Annotated in this window: 16 protein-coding genes and 1 riboswitch; of the genes, 15 read left to right on the top strand and 1 reads right to left on the bottom strand. The window is 49.6% G+C overall.

Annotated features, from left to right (window positions below; all coding sequences use genetic code 11):
• Positions 1-78 precede the first annotated feature (78 nt).
• From resA to BBI15_RS09385, 8 genes are all read left to right on the top strand, one after another.
• Positions 79-630: a thiol-disulfide oxidoreductase ResA gene (gene resA / locus BBI15_RS09420; RefSeq protein WP_068869324.1), complete on the top strand. Its 552-nt coding sequence runs from the start codon at positions 79-81 to the stop codon at positions 628-630.
• A 13-nt stretch (positions 631-643) separates the two neighbouring features.
• Entirely contained in the window at positions 644-2296 is a 1653-nt protein-coding gene (locus BBI15_RS09415; protein ID WP_068869323.1) for a cytochrome c biogenesis ResB family protein, read from the top strand.
• A complete protein-coding gene (ccsB, locus tag BBI15_RS09410; protein WP_068869322.1) occupies positions 2293-3477 on the top strand; it encodes a c-type cytochrome biogenesis protein CcsB in 1185 nt (394 codons plus the stop codon). The genes BBI15_RS09415 and ccsB overlap by 4 nt, the downstream gene beginning before the upstream one ends.
• Before the next feature lie 101 nt (positions 3478-3578).
• Positions 3579-4295 (top strand): response regulator transcription factor, encoded by a 717-nt coding sequence (locus BBI15_RS09405; RefSeq protein WP_068485838.1) that lies wholly within the window; start codon positions 3579-3581, stop codon positions 4293-4295.
• Positions 4288-6063, top strand: coding sequence for an ATP-binding protein (locus BBI15_RS09400; RefSeq protein WP_068869321.1), 1776 nt, complete (start codon positions 4288-4290; stop codon positions 6061-6063). The genes BBI15_RS09405 and BBI15_RS09400 overlap by 8 nt, the downstream gene beginning before the upstream one ends.
• 46 nt (positions 6064-6109) lie before the next feature.
• Positions 6110-6643, top strand: a complete 534-nt coding sequence (gene sigX / locus BBI15_RS09395; protein ID WP_068869320.1) for an RNA polymerase sigma factor SigX — start codon at positions 6110-6112, stop codon at positions 6641-6643.
• Positions 6633-7808, top strand: a complete 1176-nt coding sequence (locus tag BBI15_RS09390) for a hypothetical protein (RefSeq protein WP_068869319.1) — start codon at positions 6633-6635, stop codon at positions 7806-7808. Before sigX ends, BBI15_RS09390 begins: the two co-directional genes overlap by 11 nt.
• A gap of 76 nt (positions 7809-7884) precedes the next feature.
• A riboswitch (FMN riboswitch) is annotated at positions 7885-8020 on the top strand.
• 142 nt (positions 8021-8162) lie between these two features.
• Positions 8163-8744, top strand: coding sequence for an ECF transporter S component (locus BBI15_RS09385; protein ID WP_068869318.1), 582 nt, complete (start codon positions 8163-8165; stop codon positions 8742-8744).
• A gap of 57 nt (positions 8745-8801) precedes the next feature.
• Here BBI15_RS09385 and BBI15_RS09380 read toward each other — a convergent pair whose 3' ends face one another.
• The gene (locus BBI15_RS09380) at positions 8802-9053 is read right to left on the bottom strand and encodes a ferredoxin (protein WP_068869317.1); all 252 of its coding nucleotides are present in this window, start codon (positions 9051-9053) and stop codon (positions 8802-8804) included.
• Positions 9054-9159: 106 nt separating this feature from the next.
• On the opposite strand from BBI15_RS09380, the gene BBI15_RS09375 reads away from it, so the two are divergent.
• The 7 genes from BBI15_RS09375 to BBI15_RS09345 all read left to right on the top strand — a co-directional run bounded on the left by BBI15_RS09375 (position 9160) and on the right by BBI15_RS09345 (position 15974).
• Positions 9160-10185: a YpbB family protein gene (locus BBI15_RS09375; RefSeq protein ID WP_068869316.1), complete on the top strand. Its 1026-nt coding sequence runs from the start codon at positions 9160-9162 to the stop codon at positions 10183-10185.
• The gene (locus BBI15_RS09370) at positions 10182-11609 is read left to right on the top strand and encodes a RecQ family ATP-dependent DNA helicase (protein ID WP_068869315.1); all 1428 of its coding nucleotides are present in this window, start codon (positions 10182-10184) and stop codon (positions 11607-11609) included. Before BBI15_RS09375 ends, BBI15_RS09370 begins: the two co-directional genes overlap by 4 nt.
• Before the next feature lie 80 nt (positions 11610-11689).
• On the top strand, positions 11690-12421 hold the full coding sequence (locus BBI15_RS09365) for a LysM peptidoglycan-binding domain-containing protein (RefSeq protein ID WP_068869314.1): 732 nt from the start codon (positions 11690-11692) through the stop codon (positions 12419-12421).
• A 61-nt stretch (positions 12422-12482) separates the two neighbouring features.
• Positions 12483-13112, top strand: coding sequence for a CBS domain-containing protein (locus BBI15_RS09360; protein WP_068869313.1), 630 nt, complete (start codon positions 12483-12485; stop codon positions 13110-13112).
• Positions 13113-13181: 69 nt separating this feature from the next.
• Positions 13182-13967, top strand: coding sequence for a metallophosphoesterase (locus BBI15_RS09355; protein ID WP_068869312.1), 786 nt, complete (start codon positions 13182-13184; stop codon positions 13965-13967).
• Between the two features lie 33 nt (positions 13968-14000).
• Positions 14001-14981: a YpdA family putative bacillithiol disulfide reductase gene (locus BBI15_RS09350; RefSeq protein WP_068869311.1), complete on the top strand. Its 981-nt coding sequence runs from the start codon at positions 14001-14003 to the stop codon at positions 14979-14981.
• Positions 14982-15002: 21 nt separating this feature from the next.
• Positions 15003-15974 (top strand): asparaginase, encoded by a 972-nt coding sequence (locus tag BBI15_RS09345; RefSeq protein WP_068869310.1) that lies wholly within the window; start codon positions 15003-15005, stop codon positions 15972-15974.
• The last annotated feature ends 18 nt before the right edge of the window (positions 15975-15992 follow it).

Below are 15992 nucleotides of genomic sequence, written 5' to 3'. Positions count from 1 at the left end.
CCTTCAAAACTGCAGCCAGGCGCACTTTGAAACTTTGCTATAATTGATGTGCATCCAATCCTTCGAAGGAGGATCTTTATGAGTACGGAGAAAAAAAGGAACAAGAAGAAAAACCGGACGATTATGCGTTCCGTTATTTTGCTGCTATTGGTCGCGGCCATCGGCTATACGATCTACAACAGCGTGACAGCGGATGAAGTGGAAGTGCTGAAAGTGGGAGACCCGGCACCGGATTTCACCCTTACGGACCTGGACGGGAAAACACATAAACTGTCCGATTACAAAGGGCAAGGCGTATTCCTGAATTTCTGGGGCACGTGGTGTGAACCGTGCATCAAGGAAATGCCCGCGATGGCCAGCCAGTACGATGTATACGAAGATCAAGGCGTCCAGATCCTGGCGGTGAATATTGCGCAATCGAATTTTGAAGTGGAGACCTTCGCACGTCAATACGGCCTCGATTTCCCGATTGTCATCGACCGCGACAAAAGCGTCATGACAGCATATAATATCCGCCCGCTTCCAACGACCATGCTGGTGAATCCGCAAGGCGAAATCCAGCGCATCGTGACCGGTGAAATGACAGAGCAGGATATCGCAGGTTTTATGGAAGAAATCAAACCTGAATAAGGAGATTTTTGGGATGGACAAATTGATTTGCAAATGCGGCCATGAAAACCCGCCGGGCACAATTCTCTGTGAATCGTGCGGACGGCCGCTCAATGAGCAAGAAGAAAACAAGAAATTGGCGGACATGCGCTATGAAGGGACGGCTAGACGCTCCCAGACGTATAACAAGTCGATCATCGACAAGATTTGGAATTTCTTTTCCAGTGTTAAAGTGGGCGTCGGGATTATCATCGTCTTATTGATCGCAGCTGCCCTCGGCACGATCCTGCCGCAGAAACAATATGTGCCGGCAGCGACAGAAGCGGATATCGAAGCTTATTATACCGATATCTATGGAAGCGTCGGGACGGTTTACCATGCGCTCGGCTTCCATGACCTATACAATTCGTTTTGGTTTATCACCCTTGTCGGCATGCTGGCAATCTCGCTGATCATTGCGAGCCTTGACCGTTTCGTGCCGCTTTATAAATCATTGAAAAACCAGCGGGTGCTGCGCCATTCCAGCTTTATGCGCAAGCAGCGCATTTTCGCGGAAGGGCCAGGAGATGCGGATACGCTAAAGAAAGCCGAAGAGAAATTGGGCGAATTGAAATATAAGGTGTCGACCGATAAGAATGGTTTGCTTGCTGAAAAAGGCCGTTTTTCGCGGTGGGGCCCTTATGTCAACCACATCGGGTTGATCATCTTCCTGTTCGGCGTCATGCTGCGCATGATGCCCGGTTTCTACGTAGATGAAACCTTATGGATCCGTGAAGGCGAAACGCGTGCGATCCCGGATGCGCCCGGTTATGTGTTGGAGAGCAAAGGATTCACTTTGGAGACCTACACAGGAGAGGGCGAAGAAGAGAAATTCGGTGAAGCGATCGACCGTGTCGGTACGGTCGCGAAAAATTACCAGACGGATGTCGTCCTCTACAAAATACCAGAGGGTGCATTGCCTGGCGATACAGACGATATGGAAATGGTCGAGGAGCACGCCATCCGGGTCAACCAGCCGTTCAAGTTCGATGGCTACGCTTTGTATCAGATGGATTTCCAGCAGGATGAACTGAAAACGATGAGCTTCGCGCTTCAGAACAAGGAGACCGGCGAAAGCCGTGGAGATTTGACGATCGACTTGGTCAATCCGGAAACGACGTACGAGCTTGCAGACGGCTCGGTTGTGGAATTGCTCGGCTACTATCCTGACTTCTCCGGTTTTGAAAACGGTGAACCGCAAACAGCGACGCCGCTGCCGAAAAATCCGGGCTTCCTAGTTAAAATGACGACCCCGGACACACCGGATGGCGAAACGAGTTTCATTACCATTCAGAACACAGTGGAACCACTCGGCGATAACGAGTACAAACTTGCCTTCCAAGGAGTCGAAACCCGAGACGCTTCGGGCTTAACGGTACGCAAAGACCGCACCTTGCCTATTCTCGGGCTCGGCGGCTTGATCTTCATGATCGGCGTGGCGCAAGGAATGTACTTCAACCATCGCCGCTTCTGGATCCAGCAGCAGGCAGATGGCAGCATTTTGCTTGCAGGCCACACAAATAAAAACTGGTTCGGGCTTAAGAAAGACCTGGATCAGGTGACTGAACACGCTTCTCTTCCGGCATATCGCGACCAACAGGAAGACATGGAAGCACAGGAGAAAAGGGAAGGTGAACAATTGACATGACATTAGCCGATATCAGTTCCAATCTATTATATGCAGCGTTTTTCGCCTATCTGTTAGCGACATTTGTATTCGGCGGAGCCGTCAAAGGCAACAAGAAAGGCACCTACCGATCCGAACAGCGGTGGGGCAAAGTCGCCATGACGATTACGGTCCTCGGCTTCCTTGCGCAACTAGGCTATTTCATCACGCGATGGATGGTCACGGGTCACGCGCCCATCAGTAATATGTTCGAGTTCACGACAGCATTCGGGATGACGCTTGTCGGCGGATTCATCGTACTTTACGCATTGTACAAAACCGCAGTACTCGGCATGATCGTCCTGCCGATCGCGTTATTGATCATTGCTTATGCCAGTATGTTCCCGAGTGAAGTGAGCCCGCTGATCCCGGCACTTCAGACGAATTGGCTGGCGATCCATGTCATCACAGTCGTCATCGCAGAAGGGATCCTTGCGATCAGTGCGGCAGCCGGCTTAATTTATTTGCTCAAAGTCGTCGACCAAAAGAAAAAGTCGAAACAGCGCTTCTGGCTTGAAGCCATCATGTATTCGCTTGTTCTCGTCCTTGGCTTTGTCGTGACGAGCACATTCTTCACCTTGACGAATTACGAAGCCGATTTCGCTTATGTCAATAAAGACGGCCAACCGTCGGAAATCACCTACAATATGCCAGCGATCTTCGGCATGAACGAATTCGAGCCAATGACGGACGGGGCGTTTACGCCGCTGGTGGAAATGCCGCCGATTGTCCATGCGGGAAAACTGACGACTGTCTTTTGGTCGGTCATGGTTGGGACAGTGCTCTACGGATTGATCCGGCTGATTTTCCGCAAACGTATTTCCGAAATGCTCCAGCCGTTCACGAAGAACGTCAATCTGCAGCTGATGGATGAGATCAATTACCGCTCGATCATCATCGGTTTCCCGATCTTCTCTCTCGGGGCTTTGATCTTCGCGATGATCTGGGCGCAAATCGCCTGGTCGCGCTTCTGGGGATGGGACCCGAAAGAGGTATGGGCACTCGTTACATGGCTGTTCTACGCAGCCTATCTGCACTTGCGCCTTGGCAGGGGCTGGGCAGGCGAAAAGTCTGCGTGGCTCGCGGTCATCGGTTTTGTCATCATCATGTTCAACTTGGTGGCTGTTAACCTGATTATTGCAGGCCTGCATTCATACGCTTGACGACAAAAGCCTTTTCCTTTCATGGAAAAGGCTTTTCGTTTATTTTTGGTACCCTTATCGGTACAATGAAAGGTATAGAGATGAAAGTTGGAGGGATTAGGATGTCTGAAGAAATCACGATTCTTGTAGTGGATGACGAAGAGAGGATCCGGCGCTTGTTGAAGATGTATCTGGAGCGTGAAGGATATATGGTGGAAGAAGCGGAAAATGGCGTGGAAGCTTTGGAAAAAGCGATGGAAACGGATTATCATTGCATCCTGCTTGACCTCATGATGCCTGAGAAAGACGGTATCGAAGTGGCGACTGAACTCCGTGAGACGAAAATGACGCCAATCATCATGCTGACGGCAAAAGGCGAAGAGGCAAATCGCGTGGAAGGCTTTGAATCCGGAGCAGACGACTATATCGTCAAACCGTTCAGCCCGCGGGAAGTGGTGCTGCGTGTCAAAGCGATTTTGCGGCGTTCTTCTGCGTATTCGCCTTCTACGAGTTCGACCGTCTCGAAAGATTTAGTCGTGTTTCCGCATCTGACGATCGACCATGATGCGCACCGCGTGACCGCAGACGGTGTCGAAGTAAACCTGACGCCGAAAGAATATGAACTATTGTATTTCCTGGCAAAATCACCGGATAAAGTATTCGACCGGGAGCATCTGCTCAAAGAGGTATGGCATTATGACTTTTTCGGCGATTTGCGTACCGTGGATACCCACGTCAAACGCTTGCGGGAGAAATTGAACCGGGTCTCCGAATCAGCAGCTAAAATGATTGTCACCGTATGGGGTGTTGGATATAAATTCGAGGTCGGCAATGAATAGAATATGGAATAGCATCGTCGGGAAGCTGTGGGTAACCATTTTGCTTCTCGTTTCCTTTGTCTTGTTTATTGTGACGGTGTTGCTGTTGGAGTTTCTCGGGAACTTCCACAGCGAAACAGTGGAAGAAGCACTGCATAACGAGGCGAATATGATTGCCAGGATCTTTAACGAACAATCCGGGGAAGGCAATTTATCCATTGTCGATGAAGTGCTCGGCCCTGAAACCAATGCCGTCATCGCCGAAGAACCGGGGAAAATCTCCTATTATTTGCACGATGGCTTGAATGGCGAGGAAATCAGGGAAAAGATCGTCAGTGAAAAAGAGTTCCAGAAAGTTTTCGAAAGCGATGAGACCGTCACAAAAGAAATGCTGTTGCCTTCCTTATCGGAAGCAGACCGCATGGAATCGTATATAGTCATGGCTTCGCCCCTTCAGACGAGTGATGAACTTCACGGGACGGTTTTCATTTACCAGTCATTGGAAGTGATGGACCGCACGGCTGAAAGGACGACCAACATCGTTTTCCTGTCCGCATTCATCGCTTTATTACTGACGACGTTTTTTGCGTTTTTCCTGTCGACTCGCATCACTTCCCCGCTGCGCAATATGCGTGAAGGGGCATTTGAATTGGCGAAAGGGAATTTCGACACGAAAGTGAAAGTCTCTTCGGGAGATGAAATCGGCCAATTGGCGATTGCCTTTAACCAGATGGGCCGCCAGCTGAAACATCATCTCGAAGTGATCAATCAGGAAAAAGAACAATTATCGAGCATCTTGACCTCGATGGCGGATGCCGTCATCACCTTCAATCAGGATAAGACCATCTTGCTTAGCAATCCCCCGGCTGAAAAGCTGCTGCGGCAATGGCTCTTTAAGGATGGCACGGATGCTAAGGCATTGCCGTCGGAAATGCTCCATATGCTCGATCATGTCCTGACTTTTCAAGAGGAGATCGAGGAAGAGCTTGAAATCGAAGGTGCTTATTATGCAGTCAATTTCAGCCCGCTTTACAGCGGTGAAAGCGTGCGCGGAGCGGTGGCCGTGCTTCATAACATGACCGAACAGCACCGTCTTGAGAAGCTGCGGGAAGATTTCATCGCCAATGTTTCGCACGAATTGCGGACACCGATTGCCATGCTCCAAGGCTATAGCGAAGCCTTGCTCGATGACGTCGGCGCAAGCGAAGAAGAGCGCAACGAAATGACCAAGATCATCTATGAGGAATCCCAGCGCATGGGTAGACTCGTCACGGACCTCTTGAACTTGGCGCGATTGGAATCGGGCCATATGCGGCTCTATAAGGAATTGGTGCAATTCAATAATGCCATCGAACGGATGAGCTTGAAGTTCAGCCAAGCAGCAAAAGAAAAAGGCATTGAATTGAGCTTCACGACAGAACTCGACGATTGGGCGGCCGCCGAACTGGATGAAGACCGCATCGAACAAGTCATGACGAATTTGATCGATAATGCACTCCGCCATACCCCCGAGGGAGGGCAAGTGCATGTACATGTCGAAAATATGGGAGACCGCGCAAAAGTTTCGATCAACGATACCGGAGCCGGAATTTCAGAGAAGGATCTGGAATTTGTCTTTGAGCGCTTCTATAAAGCCGATAAGGCAAGAACGCTCGGCAAGGGCGGCACTGGGCTCGGCCTCGCGATTGCGAGCAATATCATCAAAGCGCACTCGGGAGAAATCCGTGCCGAAAGCAAATTGGGCGAAGGCACTTCGTTTATCTTCACATTGCCGCTGAAGGCGATGTAACTTTTCCGTAGTCGCGACGACTAATCCAAGGAACGGGGGGAGTTGCGTGAATGACTCCGTGTTTCATCGGCTATATGACCAATACCACCAGGATGTCTTTCAATTTTTAGTGTATTTAGTGAAGGACCGTCATGTGGCAGAAGATCTGATGCATGAAGTCTATGTAAGGGTACTGCGCGCTTATGGCCGGTTCCAGGGAAAGAGTTCGGAAAAGACGTGGCTCTTCTCAATCGCAAAAAATGTAGCCATCGACCATTTCCGCAAAGCTGCAGTGAGGAAAAAGCATTCAATGGATTTCTTCGACTGGGAAACCCAGCAATTGACTTCAACTGAAAGAATTCCAGAAGAAGTTTCATTGCTTAATGAAGACAAGATCCGCTTGTATCGGACGCTCGACCTCTGTACAGGCGACCAGAAGCTCGTCATCATCATGCGTTATTTCCAAGATCTCTCCATTGCGGAAACGGCTGAAGTCCTGGAGTGGTCGGAAGGCAAAGTCAAGACGACACAGCACCGGGCGATCCGGTCCCTCCGCCAAAAATTACTGGAAGCAGAAGGGGGAGGAGAATATGCCGAATGACAAATGGAACGATGAAGAAATCGAAAATTTGTTGCGGGATTTCCCCAAGATACAAGATGGCCGGCAAAAAGCCGAGGTATACAACAAACTTGCCCAGAAAGAGAAAATGCCAAGGCAGCCGAAGCGATGGCTGCCGCTGCTTGTGGCCATTGTCGCATTCCTGAGCATCTCGGTGCTTGTCGCCTCTTTGCTTCAGCAAGGAGGAACCGATTCTAGCAGCGAGACCGAAAACAGTGACTCCGGGCCGACGATGTCCACTGATGAGGCGCAGACGGAACAGGCAGAGCCGCCGGAAGGGCCAGAAGGGGAGTCTGAAGAGGACGCTAATTTGGCCGCGGAACAACCGGTGGCGCTGCGGACAGCGGTTTATGAAAGAGACGTGGAGCAGTCCCATATTTTGCGCGTCGGACTTGCCTACAATGGCTATGTGGTGCCGATAAGTTTTGTCATCCCAGAACAGTTGACAGATACGGCAGAACCGGATGCGGTCGAATTATATGAAACTTTCGCCATTCAAATCGATGAATCCGCATTGGGGTTTGATGAGTATCACCCTTATGCAGGCGAACTTGAGCAAAATGATTCGGTGATCAGCCATTTCCTGCCGGATGGCCATTCCTATGACCAAGGTTCGGCTTCCACTTTGCTGTATTTATCCAGCTTGGAAGAAACATTCATGAATCAGCAGGAAATCCGTGTATTGGATGAAGGCGGCGAGGCTGCGCAATTATCACATATAGGGATAGTGGAACCATTCGTCCCCGGGGAGCAGGGGCAAAGCTTTTATTTGCTAGCCACTTCAACGGGTGACTGGCATCTGGCTCCAGCTTATGGGATGTCGCCGGAAAATGTGGAAGAAGCGCTAATGGCGCTTCAGCAATCGCCGAACGATGATTACCATTCGCCGGTTCCGGAAGAGATCAATTACCGCGTTGAGATGGACGGGGAGAATGCTACATTGGTATTTGAAGAGTTGTTGGACTTAGAGACGCTCGATGGAGTTGAAGCGATGCAAATGATCGAAAGCATGGCGCTCACGGCGCAATCCTATGATACATCGCTGAGGATATCCAATACAGTTCAAGCCGAATGGGCTGGCTTCGATTTCTCGAAAGAACTCGAACTGCCGGTTTCGCCCAACCGCATCGACTGGCCGGAAAAATAAAATGACAGCAATGTAAGCACTATGGTTTACATTGCTGTCATTTTTTTATAAGATGAAATTGTATAATAAAATATCGATTCATCTTCGGGGCAGGGTGCAATTCCCTACCGGCGGTATTTGGACCTTGCAGTCCATCAGCCCGCGAGCCGTAAAAAGCAGGATTTGGTGAGATTCCAAAGCCGACAGTATAGTCTGGATGGGAGAAGGTGAAGGTACGGACGCATGCCGTTTTGAAGGCGGACCGTTTATTTCAGTGTGCCTGACTCTCCCTTAAGTGATTTTTGCTTAAGGGATTTTTCACGGCAATGCGATCCGAACCTTTCTTCTGGTGAATCACGACAAGGAGAGAGGAATATGAAGAACAAGAAATTGCAATCGATGATCGTCATCGGTATGCTGAGCAGCATCTCGTTTGTGTTGATGCTATTCAATTTCCCGCTGCCGGCGTTGCCGGCATTTCTGAAAGTGGATTTCAGTGACGTGCCAGCGCTGATTGCGGCGATCACGATGGGGCCTGTTGCAGGGGTCCTGGTAGCATTCTTTAAAAATGTATTGGACTGGGTTTTTTCTGGAAGCCCGACTGGCGTGCCTGTAGGGCATATGGCGAATTTCGCGACGAGCCTATTGTTCATCTTGCCGGTCTATGCAATCTACCGTAAAGTTTCCACGAAAAAAGGAATCGCGTTCGGTTTGGTCATCGGGACATTCTCGATGGCGATCGGCATGAGCCTGCTCAATTATTTCGTCTTTCTGCCGATGTACACGTATTTCCTGAACATGCCTGAACAAACTGGGAACGCCTTGTATACAACCATCGTTCTCGGCATCCTGCCGTTCAACTTGATCAAAGGGCTGGCGCTTACGACGGTCGTCTTGTTGATCTTCGGTAGCATGCATACCTGGATTGAAAAACAACGTTCCTATTATTTATCATAAAAAAAGCGGCCGGAAGATGATTCTTCCAGCCGCTTTTTTCTATGGACCAAGCATTGGTCAGTCTTCGTATTTAAGTGGATCTCCTTCAAATGGCTCGTCTGCAACCTTGATGGAATCGGTCGGGCATCCTTCGAATGCGTCTTCCATATCCTCCATCAGCTCATCTGGCACTTGTTCAGTCCCCGTGTTATCATCAAGAATAACGAAGGCGATGCCCTCATCATCATAATCGTAAATGTCCGGTGCCGCTGCTCCGCAAGCTCCGCATGCGATACACGTATCCTTATCAACAATGGTATATTTAGCCATTCCAGTTCCTCTCCTTTATCTCCGAACAAGTTCAGTTATACTATCGTGTTTATTCTATAGATATTCTAAGGTTTTTTCAACCCAAAACCGCCGGGAGGGTAATTCAGTGCGATTCGATGAAGTCGTTTTAGCAATCATGAAAGCGGTTGACGGTCAACGGACCGTATCTTCCCCTTATCATTTAATTAAAGGAAAGAAATCAGGGCAAACGATTCAGGACATCGGTTATTTTGGGCTCCACCCCTATTTCGCCGTGCTCCCTAAACTGGATAAGCAAGATTATCTAGCGTCCATCGGAAGGCTCGAGGCACAAGGCTTGTTGCTGCCGGATGAACATGCCATCCGGCTCGGCCGCGCTGCATCCGGCTTGGATATACCGCCTACGCCGCTGAACGGCTGGAAATACAGGGGCAATGAAAGCCGGTTCTTTGCGCGCCTTTCCCTGGTGCTCCAAACGATGTCCAATTTTATGCAGGACCATAAACGCTTTGATCCAGTCGTTACCGATGAAACGGTGCAGGCATGGACCAAGGCTTATTTGAACCGCATCGACTTTCGCTCAGCGGCTATCCAAGGGGCGTTGAAAAGCCAAATCGAAACCAGTTTGGCCTTGGCGAAAATATCGGAAAACCATAAAGACATCCTGGTCAAGCGGCTATCGGGGTTCGGTGTCGGCGGGCTCACATGGGATCAATTAGCCATGGAGCACAGTGTCATGCCGATTGATGTGAAAATTGCGGCAGTGGAAACATTACACGCTTGGCTGGATGTGCTCGAAGGCATGGAGTATCCCTTGCTATCCGGCATGCTTGAAGGCATCATCCAGCAATCCGCGTTGACCGAATCGGCGAAACGGACACGGAACCTATCTGAACGCGGGTTTTCACTCGGCCAGATCGCCGGGCTCAGGCAGCTGAAGACCAGTACGATCGAGGATCATTTCGTCGAGATGGCGATGAATGACCCAGCCTTCAGCGCTGCGCCGTTTATGGATAGACAGTTAATCGAATCGATACATCAAACCAGCGAGGAGCTGAAGTCGATGAGGCTACGCGATATTAAGGAGCGTTTACCGGAAGCCAGCTATTTCCAGATCCGGTTGGCGCTCGCGATGAAGGGTGCCGGCAAATGAATATGGAAAAGCTGTTATACGATACTTATGGCTACACGGAATTCCGCCCCGGCCAGAAACAGGTGATCGAGCAAGTGCTTACGGGCCGCGATGTCTTGGCATTGCTGCCGACAGGCATGGGAAAATCGCTTTGTTATCAGCTGCCGGGGAAAGTGCTGTCTGGAGCCATCGTCATCGTTTCGCCTCTGTTATCGCTGATGCAGGACCAAGTGGCGCAGTTAAAGAAAATGGGGGAGAAATCGGTCGTCGCCATCAATTCCTTCATGAAAACCGAAGATCGTGAAAAGGTATGGAATACGCTGGGCAATTATAAATTCATCTTCGTGGCCCCTGAAATGCTCGTCCAGCCGTATGTACTTGGCAAGCTGGAAGCACTAGACATTTCGCTGCTAGTCGCTGATGAAGCACATTGCATCTCTCAATGGGGCTTTGATTTCCGCCCTGATTATTTGCGCATTGCCGAAGTTCTGCCTAAGCTTGGCAACCCGCAAACTTTGGCATTAACCGCGACGGCTACCAATAAAGTAACGGATGAAATCAAGCATTATTTAAAATTGAGCGATCCATTCGTCTACTCCCATCCCATGGACCGGGGAAATATCAGTTACGACATTCGGAAATTCGAGAACGATAATGAAAAGCAGGAAGCATTGATGACACTGGTCGCAGAATACGGTGGGCCGGGAATCATTTATGCCGGAACTAGGAGGAAATCGCAGGAACTGGCGGAGCGAATCCTCGCGCTTGGGATCCGCGCGGCATTTTATCATGGCGGAATGGAGCAGCAGGACCGCATTTTCGTCCAACAGCAATTTGCCAATAAAGAGCTCGAGTGGGTATGCGCGACCAATGCGTTTGGCATGGGGGTCCATATTCCCGATATCCGCCACGTCATCCATTTCCAATTGCCTTCATCGATAGAAGGTTATGTACAGGAAGTCGGGCGTGCCGGCCGCGATTCGTTGCCATCGCTTGCGACTTTATTGTATGCGGCGGGCGATGAGCAGCTGGTGGAAAGCTTGATCATGGACGATTTACCGGAACCACATGAAATCGAATTGGTCTATGATCGCGGGGAAGAAGCGAAACAGCTCATTGAGCAGGGGATGATAAGGGAAACTGCATACCGTATCGTCTCCTATTGGCGTGAGCGCCTTCCCATTGAAGGCACATTGAACCAGATTGACCAATTGAGAAAAGAAAAGCAAAGGCAAGCTGCGTCCGTCCGCGGACTCGTGCATTCGAATGGCTGCATCCGGCACTACATCAGCATAAGCTTTGACCAGGAAACCCCTGACATACCGCCCAATTGCTGCAGTTTCCATGGAATCGACCGAAGTCAGTTCCAAAGCGGGAAAAGCGAAATGAAGGCATCGCCGCGCGGAGCTTGGAAAGAGCGTTTGGAGGCCCTTCTTCCTATATGAAAATCTCTATTTCTATTATTTACAAATAAGCCTTTTTTCGTCATAATAGATATATTAGTACAGATAGGGGTAGTCATGAAATGGGAAACGATAATTATCATGAATCAATGGAAAAGAATCGCCAGGAATTGTCACAGGAACGAATGGCAGAATTGTCGAGGCGCGCACGCCAAATGCCCAAGCCGAAAAGCAAGGGTTTATTATTGCCTTCCTTGTTTTTCATCTTTATCTTGATTCCGGTCACTTTGTTGATCTACGTTGCGTTTTACTATGAACCGGATGACACGCTAACTGCCAAGACCAACGAAAATGAAGTCAGTTTCGAACTGAACTCCCAGCCGCCTTCCGAAAGCACCGTACTTGCCGCGACAGAAGGCCAGGACGAAGACGAAAAGAAAAATTCGAAAGCAAAAGAAGCGGCAGAGCAAAAAGAACTGAAAGAAAAAGCGCGCGAACGTGAAAAACAGGCAGCTGCAAAAGAGAAAGAACAGGCAGCCGCTAAGGAACAAGCAGAGAAAAAAGCGCAAGACACAGCACGTGCAGAACAAAAAGCCCGCGAAGAAGCTGAAGCGAAAGAAAAAGCCGAAGCGGAACGGCGTGCATCGGCTGAACAAAAAGCCGAAGAAGAGCAAGAGGAAACACCGACTGCAGGCGGCAAGACGATCACCGTCCAATCGAGTGAAACGCTCTACCGTATCGCCGTCAATAACTATGGTGCCAGCGGGGCAGCCGCCGCTGTCGAGAAAATCAAGCAAGCCAATGGATTGGCATCCAATAACATCAGCCCGGGACAAACATTGATTTTGCCGTAAAGCGAGATTAAATGCCGCCTGTGGGGGAAATGATAGATAGAATCTAAAAAGAGGTGAGCAGATGTTTGTCAAAAGTGCTTTAGTGAAAAAAGAGAAATGCTTTACTGTAAGGCCGGAAGATACCATGCAAAAAGGGCTTGAGCTGTTGGAACAGCATTCCGTTGATGCTTTGCCTGTCGTTGATGGCGACAAATTCGAAGGAATCTTCACCTGGTATCACGCATACCGCGCTTTCTTTTATTCGGATGCCAAGAAAGATGATTTTATCCGTTCGACAAAAGTGAAAGATATCATGGTCAACCAGGATGTCTATTTGAATATTGACGATGTATACGAAAAAGCGTTGGTCGAATTGAGGGATTTCCCGATCATCGCTGTTGTCGACGAAGGGAAATTCATTGGCATCGTTACTCGGTTTGATGTCGTCAACCAATTGCAAAGCGCATTCGGCATGCAGCAATCAGGCTTCCGTATCACGTTCACATCGGTGGAGTCAGAAGGGCGTATCGGGCGGCTCGGGGAAATCATCGAAAAATACAAGGAATCCGTCGTTTCGCTCGTTACTTTCGATGAGACGGACAAAGTGGTACGCCGCATCGTGTTGAAAGTCAAGAAAAAGGACAATATCGACAAATTCACGAAAGAGCTGGAAAAATCCGGCTTCCGTATTCTGGATATCACTGAAGATTGAATAGCGGCTTGAACAGGAAAACATAAGCGCAGCTTATGTTTTTTTGTTGCCTCGGGAAGGAGTGGCAATATGAAATGGATTATACGGATGGCACTGGCGGGCGTGGGGTTATTGGCGTGGATGTTCCGTTCTGCCCATACCGAAAAGAAGAGAGTGGCCGCAGTCCATTTATCTGGAGATGCCCAATTCCCTCCATTCAAGCTGCTTTTCATCTCCGATGTCCATCGGCGCAAGCTTCGGCACAAAATGTTCAGCGATCAAGTCGATCTTGTAGTCATAGGAGGAGACTTTGTTGAACACGGGGTTCCGGAGCAGCGCATCCTTGAAAACTTGAAGGTTTTAAGCGGGCTCGCCCCAGTCTATTACGTGTTCGGGAATAACGACAGGGAAATCGGCGAAGGACGGTTAAGGAAGCTGCTCGAAGAACAAGGCGTCACCATCCTTGATGACGAATCTGTGGAACTGTTCGGGAACCCTAAACTTAAATTGACCGGAATTGATTATTTCGCTTTCCGTGAGAATAGTATTGAAGAGGCATTTTGCACTGTCGATAAGCATGATTCCGACATCTTCATTTCCCATACGCCTTTTGTATTCAAGCATGTGAAACAGCATTATCCGGCCAGTTTGTTGATGGCCGGACATACTCATGGCGGCCAGATCAGGTTGGGGAGATTCGGGATATTCGAGCGGGGGTCTTTGGTTGTTTCGGAAGGGGTCACGGAACTCGTCAGCAATGGCTTCGGCACGACGACTTTGCCACTCCGGCTGGGCGCGAAAGCAGAATTCCATATATTGGAAATATGTCCTTCCCCAGCCGTTCGGGATTTGGCACAAAGCTCTTCAATCGGATAAGATGGATATGGACATTAATACAGGAGTGGTTATATGGAAAATGCAGATGTCATCATCGTAGGTGGGGGCCCGTGCGGTTTATCGGCCGCCATCGAAATACAAAAACTGGGCCTCCACCCCGTCATTATCGAAAAAGGCAATATCGTCAACGCCATCTATCATTATCCGACACATCAGACTTTCTTCAGCAGCAGTGAAAAATTAGCGATCGGGGATGTGCCTTTCATAACCGAAGAGCGAAAGCCAAAGCGCAACCACGCTCTCGTTTATTACCGAGAAGTCGTGAAGCGGCATGCCTTGGATGTCCGTGCCTATGAAATGGCGTTATCAATCGAACGGTCGGACAGTTTTCTCGTGAAGACGTCCAAAAACGAGTACAAAGCAAAATACGTGGTGGTGGCGACTGGGTATTATGACCATCCGAACAAGCTTGACGTGCCGGGTGCCGATTTGTCGAAAGTGATGCATTATTTCAAGGAAGGGCATCCTTATTTCGATCGTGACGTGCTGGTGATCGGCGGCAAGAATTCAGCGGTGGATGCAGCGCTCGAATTGCACAAAGCCGGGAGCCGTGTGACGGTGTCCTACCACGGCACGAGCTACTCGAAAAGCGTCAAGCCATGGATTTTGCCAGAGTTCGATGGGCTCGTTCGCCAGGGGGAGATTACCATGCTATTCGATTCGATTATCGATGAAATCCGCGATGGAGAAGTGGAATTGACCGTGAACGATACGAAAGAGACCTTGCCGAATGATTTTGTCTTCGCGATGATCGGCTACCATCCAGACCATCGTTTCCTTCAGCAAATGGGAATCGGGATCGATGAGGCAAGCGGAAGGCCATCGTTCGATGAGGGCACGATGGAAACGAATATCGAAAATTTGTTCATCGCAGGGGTCATTGCAGCCGGTAATAATGCCAATGAAATCTTCATCGAGAACGGCCGTTTCCATGGCCGGCAGATCGCTGCCGCAATCGCGGAAAAAGAAGCGTTGCAGAACCGGAAAGACTAGAATATCCAAACGAGGTGCAATATGAAAAAGAAAGTCTCTTTAATTACGACAGGAGGCACGATTGCCAGTAAAGCCATTTCCGACGGAGGTTTGCTGAAATCCGGTGCCATTTCGGGCAAGGAATTGGCAGAGCTTTGCCAATTGCCGACCGAGATCGAAGTGAAAGTGATCGATGTATATCAGTTGCCGAGCATGCACATCGGTTTCGATGAAATGAACATCGTCAAAGAAGCAATCTTAAAAGAATTGAAAGACCCGGAAGTTGAAGGTGTAGTCGTCACACATGGTACCGACACCTTGGAAGAAACGGCCTATTTCCTGGATTTGACCGTAGGCGATGAACGGACGGTCGTGGTGACAGGGAGCCAGCGTGCTCCGGAAGCCGTAGGGACGGATGTCTACTCCAATTTGCGCAACTCGATCTATGTAGCGGTCGACCCTGTGATCAAAGGTGTCGGCACGGTCGTTGTCTTCAATGAGCGGATCTACAGCGCGAAATACGTCAAGAAAGTGCATGCCAGCAATTTGCAAGGATTTGATTCATTCGGTCATGGCTATTTAGGCATCATCGACAATGATAAAGTCCGCATCTACCAGAGGCCGGTGCTGCGTGAAGTGCATCGCGTACCGGGCGGCATGCCGCGCGTCGATATCGTCAAATGCTATTCCGGGCAGGAAGGGTCGATTGTCGATATGTTGGTTGATAGCGGGTCAAAAGGCATCATCCTCGAAGCAGCTGGCCGCGGCCAAGTTTCCCCCCATATGGTAGATGCGGTCGAGCGTGCCGTGAAATCGGGCATTCCCGTCGTAGTGACGACAAGCGCCGAAGAAGGCAATGCCTATCCGGCATACAGCTATCCGGGAAGCGCACACGACCTGTTGACACGCGGCGTCATATTGGGCAGCGATTATGACAGCAAGAAAGCGCGCATCAAATTGGCGATCCTGCTGTCGGGCAATGAAGCGATCGACAAGGAAGCATTTGAAATTTAACCGCCACGGGTGATGGGA

The sequence above is a fragment of the Planococcus plakortidis genome (assembly GCF_001687605.2).
Taxonomy (GTDB): domain Bacteria; phylum Bacillota; class Bacilli; order Bacillales_A; family Planococcaceae; genus Planococcus; species Planococcus plakortidis.
This window is presented reverse-complemented; position numbering and strand designations above follow the sequence as displayed.